Raw genomic sequence first — 18,497 nt, forward strand, 5'->3', positions numbered from 1 at the left:
TAAAACTTATCTTTACGGACAGTTTTTAGTGCGAGCATTGAAAGAAATATCTTAATAAAAACAACATTTTATTTTATATATCAATATTAAAAAAGAGGGGTGAATGAACCAGCAAGCATTTTTTTCAGAAGATCCGTCTCCTGATGAAGTTACAAACGAAACAACTTATAAAAACATTAAAGAAAAGCTCGAAAAAAAAGAGCAAATTCTTGCCGAGAAAGCTAAAAAGTTACCAATTATTGAACTAAAAAATTTAGAGAAAAACTTTGGTAGCAAAAAAGTTTTAAAATCTGTAAATGCCAAAATCTATGAAGGTGAATTTATTACAATTCTAGGTCCTTCTGGATCAGGTAAAAGTACAATCCTATCCTTACTAGGTGGTTTTGAATATCCAACTCGTGGAGAAATTATTTTCCAAGGGCGTGATGTTAAAGACCTACCTTCATATAAAAGACCGACATCAACTATTTTTCAAGACTATGCCTTATTTCCACACTTGGATGTTAAAGGTAATGTTAAATACGGTCTTAAACTAATTCGCAAGCCAGTTGCTGAATTAGTGGAAAAATATAAAGATGTCTTAAAGCAAAACCAAAAAGCTTGATCACAAAAAGCAGATGCTGAAATGGGTAAACTTGATAAAACTCAAGCAGAATACCGTGCACAACTTAGTGGTCGTGCTTTAACTAGCGAAGAGAAAAAATCTCTACAAGCAGAATATCAAAGCCAGATCAAGGCTGCAACATCTGAAGCAGAAAAAAAAGAAATCAAACGAGTTTTTAAGGAAAAAGAAAAAGACTTAAGAACTTCAATGAGTTCAAGCAAACGTAAGAAAATGCAAAAATGACTAGATGATAGTGATTTTAAATATTCTTACTGAGAAAACTTCGTTAACTTAAAAACTGAACAGTTTACAAAAAGTAAAACAAGTCGTGCTTTAACTAGAAAAGAAATCGATGAAAGAGTCCACCTAATGCTTTCATTAGTTGGACTGCAAGATAGTGCTGATTCAAATATCTTGGCACTTTCAGGGGGAATGAAACAGCGTGTGGCGCTAGCACGTTCTTTAGCTATTAGTCCTAAAATCTTATTACTAGATGAGCCTTTATCAGCTCTAGATGCAAAAATTAGATCACAAATGCAAAAACTTTTAGTTTCTCTACAAGAGGAACTAGGTTTAACATTTATTTTTGTTACTCATGATCAGCGTGAAGCACTTGAATTATCTTCAAGAGTAATAGTTGTTAGAGATGGAAGAATTGAACAATTTGACCATCCTGAAAAAATCTACGATTTTCCTGTTAATAAGTGAGTGGCTAATTTTATTGGTGAATCAAACTTTTTTGATGGAGTTTATCAAGGTGATGGTTTTGTTACTTTCTTAAACAAAACCTTTAAAACTATTCATACTGATAAAGAATTTAACAAAGGTGACAAAGTCGATGTTTTAATTAGACCTGAAGATATTCACTTGAATAAAAAACAAGGTTTATTTAAAGGAAAAGTAGTTAACTGAACTTATAAAGGAAGTTACTATATTACTGATGTAGAAATCAATGATCGTGTTTTACAAACTGAATCAACAGACTTTTTTGATGTTGATCAAGAAGTTTATTTAACCTGAGATATTGATGATATGCACTTAATGGCAATTGAAGAAGGAACTAGCAAAACCAGTGAATTTTCACCTGCTAGTGTTTAACTTATGTTATTAAAAACTAAAAAGTTTTTAATTGAAAAACTAGATTTAAACATTCGTCTATCACTAGTTATTCCTTTTTTAATCTTTGCAATTATCTTTATTGTAATCCCTTTAATTTTCATTTTTGTAAAAGCTTTTACACCTATTTCTGAGGTTGTAGATGGCGAAGTTGTCGTTAATGATAACTACAACTTAATTAACGAAAATTTGTGAAATATTATAGGTCGTTCAGTTTGAACAGGTTTAGTTGCAGCAATTTTATCTTTAATGGTGGCACTGCCTTATTCATATTTTATAGCCCGTAGCAACAACTCAATTTTCAGGGTTGCAGGCTTATCTTTAATCATTTCTCCAATGTTTATTTTAACATTGGTGCGTGTGCTTGCACTGCGCGGAGTCTCAACTGCAATCAGTGGTAATGAAGCATTATTAAACAATGAAATTTTCTTAATTATCGGAATGATTTATGTTTATTTACCATTCACAATCATTCCCCTTTATACAGTCTTTCGTGACATGCCTAAAAACATTATTAACTCAAGTGAAGACCTAGGATATAACCTATTTATGACCTTCATAAAAGTCGTTTTACCTTACTCAATTAAGGCTATTTTATCAGGCTTTGTTTTAGTGTTTTTACTAAGTGCAACAAGCGTAGGAATTAGTCATAAATTGCTCCCAAATGCAAGCCAGACTCAGCTAGTTGGTAACTTAATAGATACCTTTGCAGTGCCTGCAAATATCTTCAAAGTTGCATCAGTTTCAAACGTTGTTATCATCACTTTAGCACTGATGACACTCGCTTATTTACTGATCTATTTTATTCCCCGTTTAATCATGAAACTGAAAGGATTTAAAAATGTTTAAGATTCAAAATATCTGAAAGTTAATCTTCATTTCTTTAATAGTTTTATTGACTTATATTCCTATTTTCTTTGCAGTTGTCTTTTCTTTTTCATCACCTTCACAAAGAGGTTTTTTAAGCTTTACAAGCTTTAACTATACAAGCGATGGTTCAGTTTATACAGGTGCTTATGCAGAATTATTTTCTGATTCAGTGTTAAATGCAATCGCTAATTCAACAATTATTGCTTTTTTAACAGTTATTATTATTATTCCTCTATCTTTATTAATTGTCTTTGGTCTATGAAGACAAAGACAAAAAGCACACCGTGTTGTGGTTGAAGGGCTTGCTAATATTGCTTTAGTTAACCCAGATATTATTACAGCACTAGGTTTAGGAATTTTAATGACCAGCTTTTTTGGCGCTTTTTCTTTAACAGATGAAGGGCTAATTAGAGCAGTAATTTCACACGTAGTTGTTATTTTACCGTTTGTCATTTTAATGCTTTTTCCACGTAGTGAAAAGTTCAATCCTAGCCTATTTAAAGCTAGTCAAGATCTAGGTTATGGAAAAATCAGAACCTGATTTAATACCTACTTAAAATACATGGCTTTACCTATTTTTCTAGCAACTGTTGTTACTGTTGTGCTTAGTTTTGATGACTTTATTCTGGCACGTATTACATCAAATGTTGAGACCTTAGGAGTACAACTTTATGGGGGTACTTTTAGACCTTGAGCACTTGCTTTAGGTACCTTCTTATTGGCAGCAACTTTAATTGGAAATATTGTTTATATCCTATTAAAAATTAAGAAAAATATTGCTATCAAAAAAGAGGTTCAAGACAATGAAAAACGTGCTTCTAGAATTTCTAAAATTACTGTAAAACAACTGACAAATCTAGTTAGAAAAAATAAAAAGGAAGTCAACAATGTTGAATCGTAAGACTTGACTTTTAAAAATTCTTCTTCCATTATCAACGATCGGTTTAACTGCTTTAGGAGTTGCAGGAGCCATCGGTTTTAAATCAGTTCACCCTCCTAAAAAGGTCTTTTTGAATTTTGCAAACTACGCAGCAGACAGTAACATTGCAAAAATTTCTGAAAATTTCACATATCGTACCTATGCAGATATTAACGACTTTAGAGACCAGTTATTAAGCCAAAAAATTGCAGCAGGTATCACTAGTTCATATCAAATTTTTACCTTCATTGAATTAGGTTTAGTAAGACCTATTAACTATGATGCTTTCTTTAATTTAGAAGGTGATGCAGCTAGAGGCAAGGCTTTTTATAACGCTGATTGAGCACGTGCAACATATACAGATGCAGTCTTTCAACAGCTAAGTTTTTTTGATCAATTCTTTCAAGAAGAGAAGTTGAAAAAGACTTTAGAAGAGCGTTATGGAACTGACCAACCACTACATATGTGAAACTTTATGGTTCCTTATTTTACTCAAGATAAAATCTTGGCTTATGATTATCGTGACATTGATCAGTCCAAATTGACTGATCAAGAAAAAGCAAATTTTGAAATTGATTTTGATACAAGAATTGCTAATTCTACAACTTTAACTGCACAAGAAAAAGCAAATGGTAGAGATTTTAAAAATCTTTTTACCATTTTAAGAGACTTTATCCCACAAGATTCATTAATCCAAATTCATGATGAAATGCGTGATAATATTGCCTATGGTTCTGAAGATGTAGTTGCTCAAAATCAGGAAAATTTTGATGGGAAATTAGGTTTAAGCACATATCAAACCTACGTTAATGATTTTATCAATAACGTACAAAGTGGTCTAAATACCACTTTAAAAGATACTGCTCGTATCTTATTTAATAATGATAGTAGCAATATCTTAAACTCACTAGTTGATCAAAATTTAAACACTTCTGTAGGGGTTATTTATAATGGTGATGCTTTAGATGCTTTCTTTGCAGTTGATAATGATGATGATTTAAGAAATTCATCAGGTTACGAGCGAACCCCTATCAGAATTGTTAACCTAAAAAGTCGTATTACTTTAACAGATGGTTACATTATTCCTTCTTATTTAACTGATCAAGAAGCTAACGAAGTTGCTAGATTAGCACATCAAGACATTTATGATGGCTGATATGCTGAAGATTATAACGGCACATCAGGTTTACCAACTGGTTTACTAGGCACTTATCAAGATAATGATTCAACCGAAGAAGTAGCGATGTATGATGAAGATGAAGAATCATTTTCAAAACCTGGTTTTGAAAATTTCTTCTTTGTCAACTATACACCACCTACTAAGATCGCTAATAACATTGTTTTTTATAATCAAGTTGCAGACCCTAGTGCAGAGCAACTAGCCAATAAAAGTGAACTATATAAAGATAATTATATTGCTTGACAATTAGAGCAATCAGATTATGGATACGAAAAACCAACTGAAAATTATGATAATAGTGACTTTGCTAAATTCGTTAATATCGCTTCAGAAATGGGTGTAGTTAATTTTGATGGTATAGAAGTTCCTGCTTTTATGCATCCAGCGAGTGACTTATTGGTTTCAGCTGCTCAAGTTTACTATGTAAACAGGTTTAAAACTTAGTAAATAAATAAAAACTTTATTTATAAATTAACCCTTAAATTTGACTAAGGGTTTTTTATTTTTGTATTAAAGAACTATTTGTCTGTTTTAAAAAAATCAGGTTTCAATTCTACTACCAATATTCATTTAATGAAAATTAAAAAAATCTTTTATAAATGCACTGACTATTTTCGCTGATGAAGTAGACTTACGAATGAAAGCGAGTTAGCAAAGAAATTTGGTGTTCAATTTATTTCTTAAACTATTTCTTATATGTGAGCATGATTACCTTAAATACAAACAAGTGTAAAATGATTACATATGAAAAAAAGCAAAATCAAACCTAAAATATTTTTAGGTTTATTAATTTCTGGAATAACAGTTTTATCTATTATTTCAGGTGTATCAGCTATTGATAATCAACAAAAAGTTGAAAATAATCAAACTGATTCTGAAAAAAATTTGCTACTGAAACAAATAAAAAAGTCAGATTCTTTTGAAAATGTACTAAAAGTTTCATTTGCAGAATACAAAAAATATGAAAGTTCAAAGCCAAATAGCACAAACAAAACAGCAGAAATTACTCCAGGGCTTGATGCGTGAATGCCGGTTACTATATCTAATAACGATGAAACAAGAAAGAAGGAATTAGATGTTGTATTCACCTATTAAGAAATATAAAAAACTTAACAAATTGTTGCTTATTGCTTCTGCAAGTATAGGTGCTTTATCAATAATTGCTTTAGCTTCTTGTAGTTATAGCGATTTTAAATATACGCATCTTAAAAAAGACGCTGCAATTTATCAAAAAAACTCTAGCGAAGATAATAAACCTTATTTGAAAATAAGTACTTATGGTTCTAAATATTATACATTTAGTAATTGATACTGAGAAGGTCCTTCAGTTAAAGAACAGGCCGAACAATTTGGTATACCAATGAGAAATGAAACAGGAAAATGGTTGGTTAAATCCTCCGAAAAACCAGAAGTAAAATCTGAAAATTCCAATAATGATAAAAATATCGCAGATTCTAATTCAACAAACGTAACAAAAGAGTGGTTCGGAAATAAATATAAGGCTTCTTATACAAGCGATCAACTACAAGGAAAACCTGCAGAATCGAAATATGGCGATTTCTTTTATGCTACTAAAGAGATGCAAAAATCTGAGCCCTTTTATTTAAAACCCGTCAGTCTAATTAAAAATGATGGCGACCTAAAATCTGCTTTAAGGGTAGATGAATCAGGCAAAAAATATTATCAAAAATATTTCAGAGAAATAGTTTTAAGTGATAAAACTGACAAAGAATTATATGATAACTTTAGCCCGTGATCAAATAATTTCAATTACGAAGCAATTAAAAATAAACTTGATTTTAAAAATCTAAATTACTTATTTATTAAGGATTTTGCCAACTTAATTGCTTATAATGATTCGCCTGAATCAATTCTTGAGGGTGGCACAGAAATTGCAAAATATGAAATAGATGTTGCTAGTAAAACCATTAGAATTAAGTTTTTTTTGAACACCAACTACATTTGAAAACGATTCAACAGAAGTATCGGAAACTATACAAATTTGAAACCCTAAAAGACTTACGTCTTTTCTGATTCCAATTGAAAAAGATAAACTAACTTCTTTCGATTTTAATGATTGATCATTTAAATATTTGAAGTAAATAAGTCATACAAAAACACCTTCTTTTTGCTGAAGGTGTTTTTTTAATTTTAACTTACTTCCTAGTCAAAAAATAATTTTTACAGAAAGACTCGTTGAAGATGATACATCCACATTTTTAATGTATACACTTTTAACAGTTACTGGTCTCAGTCTTTTAATTGTGTCAAGTAATGCTTGTCATTTTCACTAAATGCTTGATCATTGACCACTCATTGACAAAGATAATTAAACATTTTTGTGGTAATATTTTCTATTTGATGTTCAATTATCAAATCTTATATACAATCGGTTGCAACTAAATAAGTTTTTTTATATATTCATAAATCATAACATTAGTTTTTTTACTTTATAACCAGCTAAATCATATTTAGTAAATATTTTTGTTATGTAATTTGGTTTAAAAACTCGTGATGTATTCTACAATTTATTTTTAATTTTTACAATAAATTTCAAGTTTTTGTATAATATAAAAGAACAAAGGTTCAAAAACATAATCCCCCACATTAGTGTTAAAGCTATCGCAATGGGCGCCAGACATCCTGCGATAGAAGTTGCTAAAGTATACATGGATCAGAGATAGTGTTTTTATAGCACCCTAACTGCGGTATCACTCAAGTCGTGGATCTGTCTAGGGCTAAAAGGCGACCTAGAGAAAAATAGAGAAAGAGCACATTGCTCTTTTTTTATTTTTTAATATATAATTTTATAATGATAAAAAATGAATTAAAAACCTTTACTCCTTATATGCTGAAAGATCCAACTTTTTTTAAAAACTTGTTTAACCTGCCTGTTAGTGATGTTCATCCCATTATTGTTTTTAAGGATGAAATAAATTATTTTTTTATGACATTAAGTACTTTTAAGGAAAAACATGAAATGCAAATTAAAAGTTTTGGGAAAATTAAAATAAAAGGGCAAGGAGCACAATACCACCTAACAAGAGATAGCATTCTACATTCTGATGTTATATATAAAGTAGATAAAAAACTTCTTAACAAAAATGTTTTTGGAGAAAATAAGAAAATGGTTAAAATTTTAAAGGACATTGAGATACAGAAAATTTTAAAGGATATGACGCATAGGTTAACTCAAGATCCGCCAAGAATAGCACTTGCTGTTTTAGATGTAGACCAATATAACCGAACTCATTCTAAATTTATATATTCCGATAAAAAAACATTTGAACAATATAGAAATGCTGCTGAAAAAGATAGAAATTACAACCCTGAAACCGAAAGAATAATAAATGATTTGTCAGACTATAAACAAATTTCTGATGAATTAGTCATTAATCCAGTTTTAGAAAAAGTAGAAATTGAAGAAGAAATAAAGTTATTAAAAAATGTTCTTTATGATGAATTAAAACTTTCTATAGAAAGAAAACGATCAATAATCGTGAAAGATGAAGAAATAGAAAAATTAAAAGAAGAAGTGAAATTAGTTCGCTCTTTAACTATGGGTGGTCCCAAAAGATAGCTAATCTTTGAGTTTATTTTATTTCAACATATAAAAAAACACCTTCTTTTCATTGAAGATGTTTTTTTAATTTTTAATTTACTTCTTAATCAAAAGCAATTTTTACAGAAGGTCCCATTGAAGATGATACAGTTACATTTTTAATGTATACACCTTTAACAGCTGCCGGTTTAAGTCTTTTAATTGTATCAAGTAATACTTTAGCATTTTCACTAAGTGCTTGATCACTCATTGATTGTTTACCAATTAATGAGTGCACAATTCCGAACTTATCAGCACGATAGTTTGCTTTTCCTTTTTTCAGTTCAACAACTGTTTTTTCAGGAGTTGGAGTAACTGTTCCTAAACGTGGGTTAGGCATTAACCCTTTAGGTCCAAGTTGTTTTCCATATTTACCTAAAACTGGCATCATTTTTGGATCTGCAACAATTACATCAACATCGAATTTTGCTTCTTTCATTCATAGTTCAAATTCTTGACGGTCAAGAACTAAATCTGCACCTGCTTGAAGTGCTGCTTCTTTAGAAGCTGGTGTTTCTGTTAAAACAAGCACTTTAGTAGTTTTACCATTACCATTTGGTAGTAAAACTGCTCCACGAAGTTGTTGATCACTTTTACGTGTATCCAGGTTTAAACGAATTGCTAAATCGATTGAAGCATCGAATTTTGCATATGAAGTTTCTTTTGCCAACTTAATTGCTTCTAATAAAGGTAATGCAATATTTTTGTCAACTTGTGCTTTAGCTGATTTTAGTTTTTTTCCAATTTTAGCCATTATTGATTACCTCCTTCAGAAGTTTCTTTTTCATCTGCATGAGTAACAACTTTAATTTCTTTATCTTTAGAATCAACTAAATCATGTTCAGCAGCTTTTAATTCTGCTTCCATTTTTTCTGAACGAGCAATTGCTTTTTTCTCAGCTGCTGCTTTAGCTTTTGCTGCTGCAATATCATCTCATCCTTGAATTAAAACACCCATGTTTCTTGCTGTTCCAGCAATTGAAGACATTGCTGCATGTAAATCACGAGTATTTAAATCTGGCAATTTATATTGTGCAATTTCTTCTAGTTGTTTTAAAGTAATTTCTCCTGCAATGTTTGCTTTTGCATTTGCTGAACCACTTTTTAGTTTAGCTGCTTGCTTAATTTTGTATGAAGCAGGTGAAGTAAATAATTTGAAATCAAAAGTTTTATCTGTATAAACTGTGATTTCTACAGGAACTGGTTCATTCCCTCTGTCTTTTGTTTGATCATTGAATGCCTTTGTAAAATCTGGCATTTTGATTCCAACACCAGCAAGTGCTGGTCCTGGTTTGGCTTGTCCAGCGTTAAATTGCAGTTTTGCAATTTTAGCGACTTTCTTACCGTTTCTGATTAATGGTGCTGCCATTTGTCATATCCTTTCGATTATTTGTGGTTCGATTGTTAATTTGTATAATTAACTCCCACGACTATGGTCGCATTCTTCAGTTTTTTTTAAACTGAATAAAAATGCTTTTTTATTTTAATATAAAACCTTGATTTTTTGAATTTTTAATTCAGAAAATTTAGGTAATTTTATTGCTCGTTTTTTAGTAAAATATGAGCATTTAATTTTTTATTTTTAGTTATTAAAGTGCTTTGGATCTAATTTATAAAGAAACAAAACCACTTATAAAAAGCCTAAAAATTGACAATTTTTTGAAAAATTATTTATAATTATTTTGCCTAGTTCTATTTTTCTTTGTCTTTTTACTCATAATAATTAATTTCAAAGGTTTGTTAACGTACTAGGCAAATTTTAATTTTTTATTTTTTAAACATAAAGATAGAAATTCGTTAAAAAGTTTACCCACTTGTTTATTTGAGTGGGTTTTTTATTTAAAAATAAAATTAGTATTATAATTTTATTGCCTAGCATTCTTATTTTTCATGATAGTTACAATTTTAAATTTTTTAGCGCTAGGCAGATTTATATTACAACAGATGGCTTAGTTGATTTGTCCATCTAATCTTTTTTAAGCCCCTGGTTTTTTCAGGGGGTTTTTGTTTTTTTTAAATCTGATAGTATTAGATTGTTCTGGATTATTAAGATAGGTTTTGCTAAACAAAACATAAAATGACATGTCAAAAATATCGCTAAAAAGTTTTTGTTAAAATTTCAAAGCAATATTTAACTTCTTGTTTAGGATTTTAAAAATGCTCATTACTTAATTTGAAAAAATCTCTTGTGTGTGCAAGAGATTTTTAATATTGTTTTTATTGATTTTAAGCTAACAAAACTTTAGTTTTCTTTGTATTCAGGAATGCTTTTACTGGGTTTCTTATATTTGTAAAGTGGAACTTTAATTTCAAAACTAATTGAATCTTTACTATAAATCTCTCCAAATTGATATAGGTAATTTTGAGTAATTGTTTTTGCTGCAATTTCAGGAAAATATTTCTTAAGCAGTAGTTTTACGTGTGGATATTTATTGCTTCCTTTTTGTAATGTTTCAAAAAATGTGTACTCGCTTTTGACAAATGCTTTTAAATTTATGTACTCTTCAAAAACTTCAATCACAGGTCCATTATTTGAAAAATCAAAGTATTCATTTTGCATTAAAACTGCTCAAATTGCTGCTTTTAATAAGTCAGATTCAACACTCAAATATCAAATCGGTTCTAAAATTTCGTGTATTTTTAAAAAGTGCATTAATAAGGACTGATTTCAAATAATTGTTTGCTTGTTATTATATTCAGGCTCTAAATGATTTGAAAAATTATTAATAGTTGTTTTGATTTCACTTCTGTCACTTAATAAAAAAGCCTCATAATTCCACGTGTTTTTCGTAGAAATTAGAAAGCCATTCATGCGTAATTCTTCGTGAACAAATTGTTTATAACTTTGATCAGTTTTAATGTGATTATATAATTGAACAAAAGATAGTGACTGATTATTGCTTTGTAAATATGAGTAATTAACTTCTTTTTCACGGTTTTTTTCTAGAACGTTAATTTCATTTTTTTTCAGTTTAATAGTCTGGCTACCATCTCTTAAGTAGACACTGCCTGGATATTTATTTTTTTGATCATCTACTAGTGAGTAGATGATTTCACGAGTTGGTTTAACTCGTAATTCTATGATGTAAGGATCTTTTGAGCGCAGCGAAATTTTATAAAAGAAGGGTAGTAAATAAGGATATATATTTTTAGATATCTCGTTACTTATATAGATGATAGTGCGATCGACACATTTAAAAATTTCGTCACTGCAAAAATGAATAGGATTCATTATCGAGGCTTGTTTATGGCTAAGTTGATCTTTTTGAAAAAATTCTAAACCAACCATTTCGCCGTCGTCCCTAATCCCAAAATAAAGATTACCACCGAAACCATTATTGAGAAAACCAACAACTGTTTTCAGTCACTTTTTTGAATCATAATTCAACAATAATTTGAATTCGTATGATTCGTCTTCGCCGACTTTTATTTTCACATTTTTATTTTAACAAATTTGCAAAAAAATTTTTCAGTAAATCAAAAAATAATTATTTTTTTATTTTTCTCAAAATTTCATTATTTTTGAAAATAAAAATAAGCCAAAAATGGCTTATTCAAATTTGTTTAATTAAATCTTGTTGATTTGTTTAACTTGTAATGAAGGAGTTTTTTCATCAACACCTTCTTCAAGTTTAGCTAAATCTTCAATCACATCTCTTTTTTCAATTGCTTTAATTAATAAGGCATTAACAAATGGTGCTAATAACATTATAAAAGTAAAGGCAATGAATAAAATAAACCGTAAGAAATTAGTTGCTTTAAATCCACCATCTGCAAATAATCCTCAACTAGCAGAACCTTCTGGATCTATTGCTGCTGTGCTAACGGTTGAGTAAATGAATGCAATCACAGCAACTGCAATTAAAGAAATTGCAATGATAGTTGAACCATAGAAGACAACGTTGTTGATTTTCTTAATTTCTCCTTCTTTAAAGTGACCTTTAAAGCGTTTGTATGCATATAATCCCATGATAATTGCATAGTTAAAGAAGAATAATAAAGTAGGTCAGTTAGTTGCTCCATCAAGAAATGCATCTGAATTGAAGATGAAAGCAGGTAATCAAATTGGCAAGAGTCATAACAACATGTAGATTGCAATTAAGACCAATGCTCTAACTTCATGACTAATATCTCTACCATTGAATTTTGCTCTAATATTTTTGATTAATCAGTCGCTACCTAGTGATAATCTAGTTTGCACAGCACGCGAGTAATCTTGAATCATGAATCCAGTTAATCCGTTTAATAATCCTAAAGTAGAAATGAAAATGAAGAAGAAAACAAATCCTGTTACTCATTCATTTGATCCACCTAAAGAGATACTAATTAAGCCACCGATATTTCCTTGGGTTTGTAGAATAGAAGAAATTGCTATTAAAACATAAATAACTAAAACAATAACCATTCCGAAGAAAATTACAAGCGGTAATTGTTTTCCATCATTTTTCATTCTTGATCTAGCTGAACCAACTGATAAGAAAGCATCGAAAGCAAATAAAACTCCCGGCAACGCTAGAATCATTTTTTGGAATGAAAATTGTGGGTGAGTTACGAAAGCATTAGCAGTTTCTGTAACACCGTTTGTAGTAATTGTTCTTTGATTCACAAAGACAATTCCCACAACAATTGCTATTACTAAAGGAATTAATTTTAATCCTGTAGTAACAGTTGCAAAAATTCCACTAACTGTTGGATCAATAATATTTAAACCTAAGAAGGCAAAAGTTAGAATGATTCCAATAATAAAATGGAATCATGCGTGATTAACTGCAGAGTTAATCGCTGCTGCAGTTGCTGAATCGGCAACTGCTGCTAGAAAAGCAACAAGGATTTCGCTTGAGAAAGATCCTAAAGTAATTAATAAGATCCCTCAGTAGAAAAATGATCAACCATATGCTACGAAGTAACCGTATCTTTTACCTCCATTTTGGTAAGCTCAAGAACTAATTCCCACAAGCTTTTTGACTTTTAATGATGAAATTTCACTGAATGATAGAGCTGAAAATAAAGCAATAATTCCACCAACAAATCAGGCTAATAATCACGTTATACTTTCACCACTTGAAGTACGACTGACTGATCCGTTTTTAAAGAAGATACCAATACCGATAATCGAACCAACAACTAGCGAAATAGCGACTAGCATCCCGATTTTGCGTACACTTTTTTGTGACACGTTTTTCCTTTCTTAATAAAAAACCCTTAACTAGAGTATGTCTGTTAAGGGTTTTTGTATTATTTTTTCTTGTGTTTTATTTAAAAATTTAATTTACAAAAACCCCTATCCAAACATTTGATAGGTTGTTTGTTCGGCAAAGAAAAGTTTAATAATAATTTTCATTTGTGACCAACTTTTTTTATTTGTAAATTAGGTGAATTATATAGAAAAATAAATTTTTTTAGAAATTATTTTTTTCATGTAGGTCTAAATTAAAGGTTCTTGCTTTTCAAATTTTGTAATTATTAAAATTCTTAAATTTTTTCTTCATTAATAAATCTTCAATTCTGCCATAGCCAAAAGTGAAGAAGACAAAAATTAAAAGCACAACAACTAATAAGACTCGGCTAATTATTTCATCAGAATAATTAGTCATTAACTGGCTTTCTAGTTGTGGAATTAGAAAAAAATCAATGATAGGCAGTAACAAAGTTACTGCTAAAGACAGAAACACAGTCGCAACTGCTATTCAAGCAAAAAGTAGGAAACAGCGGATTTTTTCGACCTTAATAAAGTTTTTTCGCCGATTCACGATCGCTCCATAGATCGAAAAAATGATGAACATAAAGGTAAAAACAGTTACTCAGTTAGCTATTAAATCAGCAAAAGAATATAGCTTAGCCATCGCTTCATCATAACCTCTATTTGAGTAAGTATTGATATAACCTAGGGCACCAATTAAAGTAAAAATAATGAAAAAAGGTATCACCAAAACTAGCGAATATTTAACTCCTGTTCAAGGTTTATCGCTATTTAAAGTCTTTCTTAATTTTGCAGAAAAAGGTATTTCTCCGTGTGCAATTAACTCTTCTAAATACCTTGGACTCCATACAGAAAAAGAATTTAGGATTCCCATGATGCTTGTTGCAATGATAATGTTGACTATTCCAAAGAGAATTATTCCAACATTTTGACCACTACTATTTGTGCCAAATAACTGTCTAATTTTGTCTGCCATTAAGAAGAAAGAACCACCATTTATTGTCATTGCAATTGCTATTGATAAGTTAATAACTGTCACAATTACAAGACCCAAAAATAATGCAAGTGGTGCTTTTTTAGGATTTTCGAGTTCACTCTGAACACCTGTTAAAACATAGAAACCATCAAAAGCATAAAAGATTGCCCCTAGCGAAATAAATAAACCTAAACCGGGCGCAAATCTTACAATTGAAGCTCCTGAAGCGATAGTTAAATCAGTAGGTCTTTGCACTAAAGCACTAGTATTTGAAGGATATTGCGAAGCAACAATAAAGCCAACTATCACAATAAAAACTATAGGAATAAACTTTAAAATAACTATTATTTTGTTCTGTCAATCAGCTAACTTTGAAGATAAACCTGAAAAAATAATGAAATAAATAGCTAATAAAAAAGCAATCAATGCTCAAATTAATCAGTCATATTCAGAATCAACTCCCAAATTGAACCTATAAGCACTAATCTGATTATAAACTATCGCCCCTAAGCCATCTTGCAAAGAAGAAATAATATAAAAAGGTACAAAAAAGAAAGCTAATGGTAAATAAATAAAAACCATAAAGTTTTTACTTGCTTTAAAAACTGTTCTTGAATTAAAAACTTTATTTCAAGAAATTAGTGATAAGTTGTCTCTTTTTGCAGAAGCAACTTCTATCAAAGCTAGAGCCATCGCAATTACAGCAACTGCAGCAATTATCCAAGAAAAAAAAGAAAGTATCAATGAGTTTTGACTCATTGATAAAACAGTTTCTGATTTAAAGAAAATACCAGCACCAATTGAGGAACCTAAAACAAGCAGCATTGCTGAAAAAAAAGAAATTTTTTTCTTTTTGTATTTTTTAGCAAATGCTTTTGCTTTATCAGTTTCTTTTTGTTTCATAAGTTATATGATAATCAATTATCTGATAATCTAGTGAATATTTTTTAAGACTAGCAATAATCACTTAAATGTTAAAAACGTCTTTCACATTTTTTCTAACTTGTTTTACTAAAGTTTCAAGATCAATTCCTTTAACTTCAGCAACTTTTTCATAGACATATTTAACATAAGGACTTTTATTTGGTTTACCTCTAAAAGGCATTGGTGTTAAATATGGTGTGTCAGTTTCACAAAAGATTCTATCAAGTGGAACTATTTTACATGCTTCACGTAAAGCGTGATTATTTTTGAAAGTAATTACTCCTGAAAAAGAAAAGTAAATATTTTTGACATGTTTTAAGAATCTTTCAGCTTCAAAACTATCACCACTAAAAGTGTGGAAAATGAATTTAACATCTTGATATTCTTCTCTAGAAATGATTTCAAAAATATCATTAAAAGCATCACGGCTATGAATTACAACTGGTAAGTTTCTTGCTTTAGCAATTTCAATGTGAGCAATAAAACTTTCAAATTGAATTTCTTTACTTGGGTTTTCTTTATAGTAATAATCAAGCCCTACTTCACCAATTGCGACAGTATCTTCACTAATAAATTCTGTCAATTTATTAGTGTCTTCTTTACCTTTAACTTCCATAGGGTGAATTCCTAAAACTTCTTGAACAAAATTAGGAAATGCCTTCTTCATTGTTTTAATTTCTTCAATTTCTTTAAAAGAAACGCCTGTGAAAAAAATCATTTCTAGTTCATTTGTATCAATTCAACTTTGAACTTCTTCAATAGGATTTTCATAATACTCTAAGTAAGGATGAGTATGTAAATCAATAAATTTTAGTTTTGACATAAAAAAGATTGTATCACTTTCAGCAATACAATTTTAAATAATTAAACCTCGTTTTTTCAGGTAGTGTTTGAGCGTAATTCTTGTGTTAAAAAGTGAAGTGTCTTCATTAAAAAAATTAGAATTTTTTATCACTTGTTGATATTCTTCGTAAGCAGGTCACTTCAAAATCTTGACACCTTTTTTGCTATTTAAGTGAATTTCAAATTCAAAACCTTTACCATTTAAATGATATTTATAAAAAAGTTTTTGAATATTTGAGTGCAAAGATTTCTTATGTTTTTCTATTTCATTATCCAAAACATTATCTTTTGCTTCGTTAATGCTATACCTTCTCATTGTCATTAAGTTTTTGATTTTATCAATTAAACTTGAATGAAATTCATTAGTTAATAAGTCATGAATTTCTTGATATTTTGAAAATTCTTTTTTCATAAAATTTTCATTAAAATGATTTATATATTCATCTCGTTGTTCGAATATTTCATAATTTTGAATCACTTGTAAATAAAAAGAATGTCAACTACTGATTTGCACAGTTCCATCTCGATCAATTTTTATTTTTAAGTTATCGTGTTTTAAATTTCTTGTTCTTAAGTAAGAACAAATTTGTTTAACAACAACTGATTCAATTTTTTCGTGTTCAAAAATTGCTCTTAATTTTTTAAAATAATTATGCTCAGCAGAATGAATTACATCATATATTTTTGAATAGTTTTCGATAGGATGTTCTTTATAAAAAGACTGCAAAAAACTCTTAGCACTAACAAAAGCTTGTATCATGCTATTGGCGTTTGGATAAGATTTTCTAGTTAATCTTCTTGCGAAATTATCATCCACTATTACTATTATAATCTTTTTAATTACATAAATTTTTAAATATTTGGTTTTTTGAAAACTTTTTTGGATTTTCGTGTAGAAAGCACTAAAAAATCCTTGCTTTTTTTACTTACCTAAACAGAAGTTTTTAAAAATTTCATCTAGCAATAACTCGTTATCTGCTTTACCAGAAATATTGATCAAATCTTCTCAGGCTTTTGTAATGTCGGTGATTACAATGTCTGCAGTTAAACCATTTGATAAGGCGTTATATGCATCATTTAACGCTTCATAAGATGACTTTAGTAAAGACATTTGTCTTGCGCCAATTAAAACTTTTTCATTGTCAAGATCTAAATTTTTATATTCAGAAACCATTAAATCAAGTAGGTTATCAATATTTTTTTCTTTAGAACTTATATAAATTTTTTCAGCATCTAGTTTTTCTAGTAAATCAGACTTACTAAAAACTTTTATGTATTTTTTATCTTTGCTTTGCTCAGTAATTAATTTATCAACTTCAGTTTCACCTTCAATTGCATCAATTAAATGAATAATAATTTTTGATTCATTAATCAGTTTTAAAGATCTTTCAATTCCAATATTTTCAACAACATCACTACTATGATTTCTAATTCCAGCACTGTCATTAATTTGAAAAAGAATTCCTTGGTATTGAAATTCACCATTAATAATATCTCTAGTTGTTCCTGGTATATTTGTGACAATTGCTTTTTCTTCATTTAATAATAAATTTAATAAACTAGATTTTCCTGAGTTAGGTTTTCCTACAATTGCAACTTTTATTCCTTCAAAAATAACTGAAGCTTTTTCACTAAGTTCTATTGCTTTTTTCTCTTTATCTAAAATTTTTAAAACTTTATTTATTAACTTTTCTTCATCAAGAATTTCAATATCATCATATTCAGGATAATCAATATTAACTTCTAAATGTCCGATTAACATTTGCAAATCAGAAATTAATTCTTGAATAAATTTAGATGTTTGACCACTAAATTTTTTCACGCTTGCTTTAGCTTGTGTTTCTGTTTTAGAAAAAATTAATTCATGAATTGCATCGGCTTTTATTAAGTCAATTTTTCCATTTAAAAAAGCTCTTCTTGTAAATTCTCCTGGCTCAGCTGCTCTTGCCCCATTAGTAAAAATAAGTTCAATTATTTTTTGCAAAACAATTAAACCACCATGTGCATTTATTTCAACTAAATCTTCTCCAGTATATGAATTAGGGTTTTCAAAAGTTATTAAAACAACTTCATCAATTATTTCGTTTTTATCATGAATATGACCGTAATAAATACCTCTCTTATTTTCAAATTTACCTTTAAAAATTTTTTTAATAATTGTAAAAGTATCAGGTCCACTTATTCTAATTATACCTATAGGTTGGTTAACTACACCACCTGAAGAAATTGCGCATATCGTATCAAACATGTTTTAATTATATGTAA

At 29.3% G+C, this 18,497-nt stretch carries 15 protein-coding genes; 7 read left to right on the top strand and 8 right to left on the bottom strand.

Going from position 1 to position 18,497, the window contains the following annotated elements:
- Nucleotides 1–103: 103 nt before the first annotated feature.
- The 7 genes from CJF60_RS03820 (at nt 104) to CJF60_RS03850 (ending at nt 8,269) form a co-directional block, all read left to right on the top strand.
- On the top strand, nt 104–1,702 hold the full coding sequence (locus CJF60_RS03820; RefSeq protein ID WP_095279145.1) for an ATP-binding cassette domain-containing protein: 1,599 nt from the start codon (nt 104–106) through the stop codon (nt 1,700–1,702).
- A 3-nt stretch (nt 1,703–1,705) separates the two neighbouring features.
- Nucleotides 1,706–2,569, top strand: coding sequence for an ABC transporter permease (locus CJF60_RS03825; RefSeq protein ID WP_095279146.1), 864 nt, complete (start codon nt 1,706–1,708; stop codon nt 2,567–2,569).
- On the top strand, nt 2,562–3,491 hold the full coding sequence (locus CJF60_RS03830) for an ABC transporter permease (RefSeq protein WP_084232518.1): 930 nt from the start codon (nt 2,562–2,564) through the stop codon (nt 3,489–3,491). Before CJF60_RS03825 ends, CJF60_RS03830 begins: the two co-directional genes overlap by 8 nt.
- Nucleotides 3,478–5,133 (top strand): type 2 periplasmic-binding domain-containing protein, encoded by a 1,656-nt coding sequence (locus tag CJF60_RS03835; protein WP_084232516.1) that lies wholly within the window; start codon nt 3,478–3,480, stop codon nt 5,131–5,133. Before CJF60_RS03830 ends, CJF60_RS03835 begins: the two co-directional genes overlap by 14 nt.
- 300 nt (nt 5,134–5,433) lie before the next feature.
- Nucleotides 5,434–5,784, top strand: a complete 351-nt coding sequence (locus tag CJF60_RS03840; protein ID WP_084232515.1) for a hypothetical protein — start codon at nt 5,434–5,436, stop codon at nt 5,782–5,784.
- The gene (locus CJF60_RS03845) at nt 5,765–6,703 is read left to right on the top strand and encodes a hypothetical protein (RefSeq protein ID WP_084232513.1); all 939 of its coding nucleotides are present in this window, start codon (nt 5,765–5,767) and stop codon (nt 6,701–6,703) included. The genes CJF60_RS03840 and CJF60_RS03845 overlap by 20 nt, the downstream gene beginning before the upstream one ends.
- 798 nt (nt 6,704–7,501) lie before the next feature.
- Nucleotides 7,502–8,269: an Mbov_0400 family ICE element protein gene (locus CJF60_RS03850; protein WP_143823410.1), complete on the top strand. Its 768-nt coding sequence runs from the start codon at nt 7,502–7,504 to the stop codon at nt 8,267–8,269.
- 85 nt (nt 8,270–8,354) lie between these two features.
- On the opposite strand, the gene rplA is transcribed toward CJF60_RS03850, so the two are convergent.
- The 8 genes from rplA to mnmE form a co-directional block, all read right to left on the bottom strand.
- Entirely contained in the window at nt 8,355–9,047 is a 693-nt protein-coding gene (gene rplA, locus CJF60_RS03855) for a 50S ribosomal protein L1 (RefSeq protein ID WP_408633940.1), read from the bottom strand.
- Nucleotides 9,044–9,658 (bottom strand): 50S ribosomal protein L11, encoded by a 615-nt coding sequence (gene rplK / locus CJF60_RS03860; RefSeq protein ID WP_095279147.1) that lies wholly within the window; start codon nt 9,656–9,658, stop codon nt 9,044–9,046. The genes rplA and rplK overlap by 4 nt, the downstream gene beginning before the upstream one ends.
- Nucleotides 9,659–10,531: 873 nt before the next feature.
- Nucleotides 10,532–11,725: an AlbA family DNA-binding domain-containing protein gene (locus tag CJF60_RS03865; protein ID WP_084232507.1), complete on the bottom strand. Its 1,194-nt coding sequence runs from the start codon at nt 11,723–11,725 to the stop codon at nt 10,532–10,534.
- Between the two features lie 132 nt (nt 11,726–11,857).
- The gene (locus tag CJF60_RS03870) at nt 11,858–13,465 is read right to left on the bottom strand and encodes an APC family permease (RefSeq protein ID WP_084232505.1); all 1,608 of its coding nucleotides are present in this window, start codon (nt 13,463–13,465) and stop codon (nt 11,858–11,860) included.
- A 223-nt stretch (nt 13,466–13,688) separates the two neighbouring features.
- Nucleotides 13,689–15,368, bottom strand: a complete 1,680-nt coding sequence (locus tag CJF60_RS03875) for an APC family permease (protein ID WP_084232504.1) — start codon at nt 15,366–15,368, stop codon at nt 13,689–13,691.
- 64 nt (nt 15,369–15,432) lie between these two features.
- Nucleotides 15,433–16,212: a TatD family hydrolase gene (locus CJF60_RS03880; protein WP_084232502.1), complete on the bottom strand. Its 780-nt coding sequence runs from the start codon at nt 16,210–16,212 to the stop codon at nt 15,433–15,435.
- A 33-nt stretch (nt 16,213–16,245) separates the two neighbouring features.
- Complete coding sequence (locus tag CJF60_RS03885) at nt 16,246–17,049, bottom strand: hypothetical protein (protein WP_084232500.1); 804 nt, start codon at nt 17,047–17,049, stop codon at nt 16,246–16,248.
- 105 nt (nt 17,050–17,154) lie between these two features.
- A complete protein-coding gene (gene mnmE / locus CJF60_RS03890) occupies nt 17,155–18,480 on the bottom strand; it encodes a tRNA uridine-5-carboxymethylaminomethyl(34) synthesis GTPase MnmE (protein WP_084232498.1) in 1,326 nt (441 codons plus the stop codon).
- Nucleotides 18,481–18,497: the final 17 nt, after the last annotated feature.

This window comes from Mycoplasmopsis agassizii (genome assembly GCF_002272945.1).
Classification (GTDB): Bacteria; Bacillota_I; Bacilli_A; order Mycoplasmatales; family Metamycoplasmataceae; genus Mycoplasmopsis_B; species Mycoplasmopsis_B agassizii.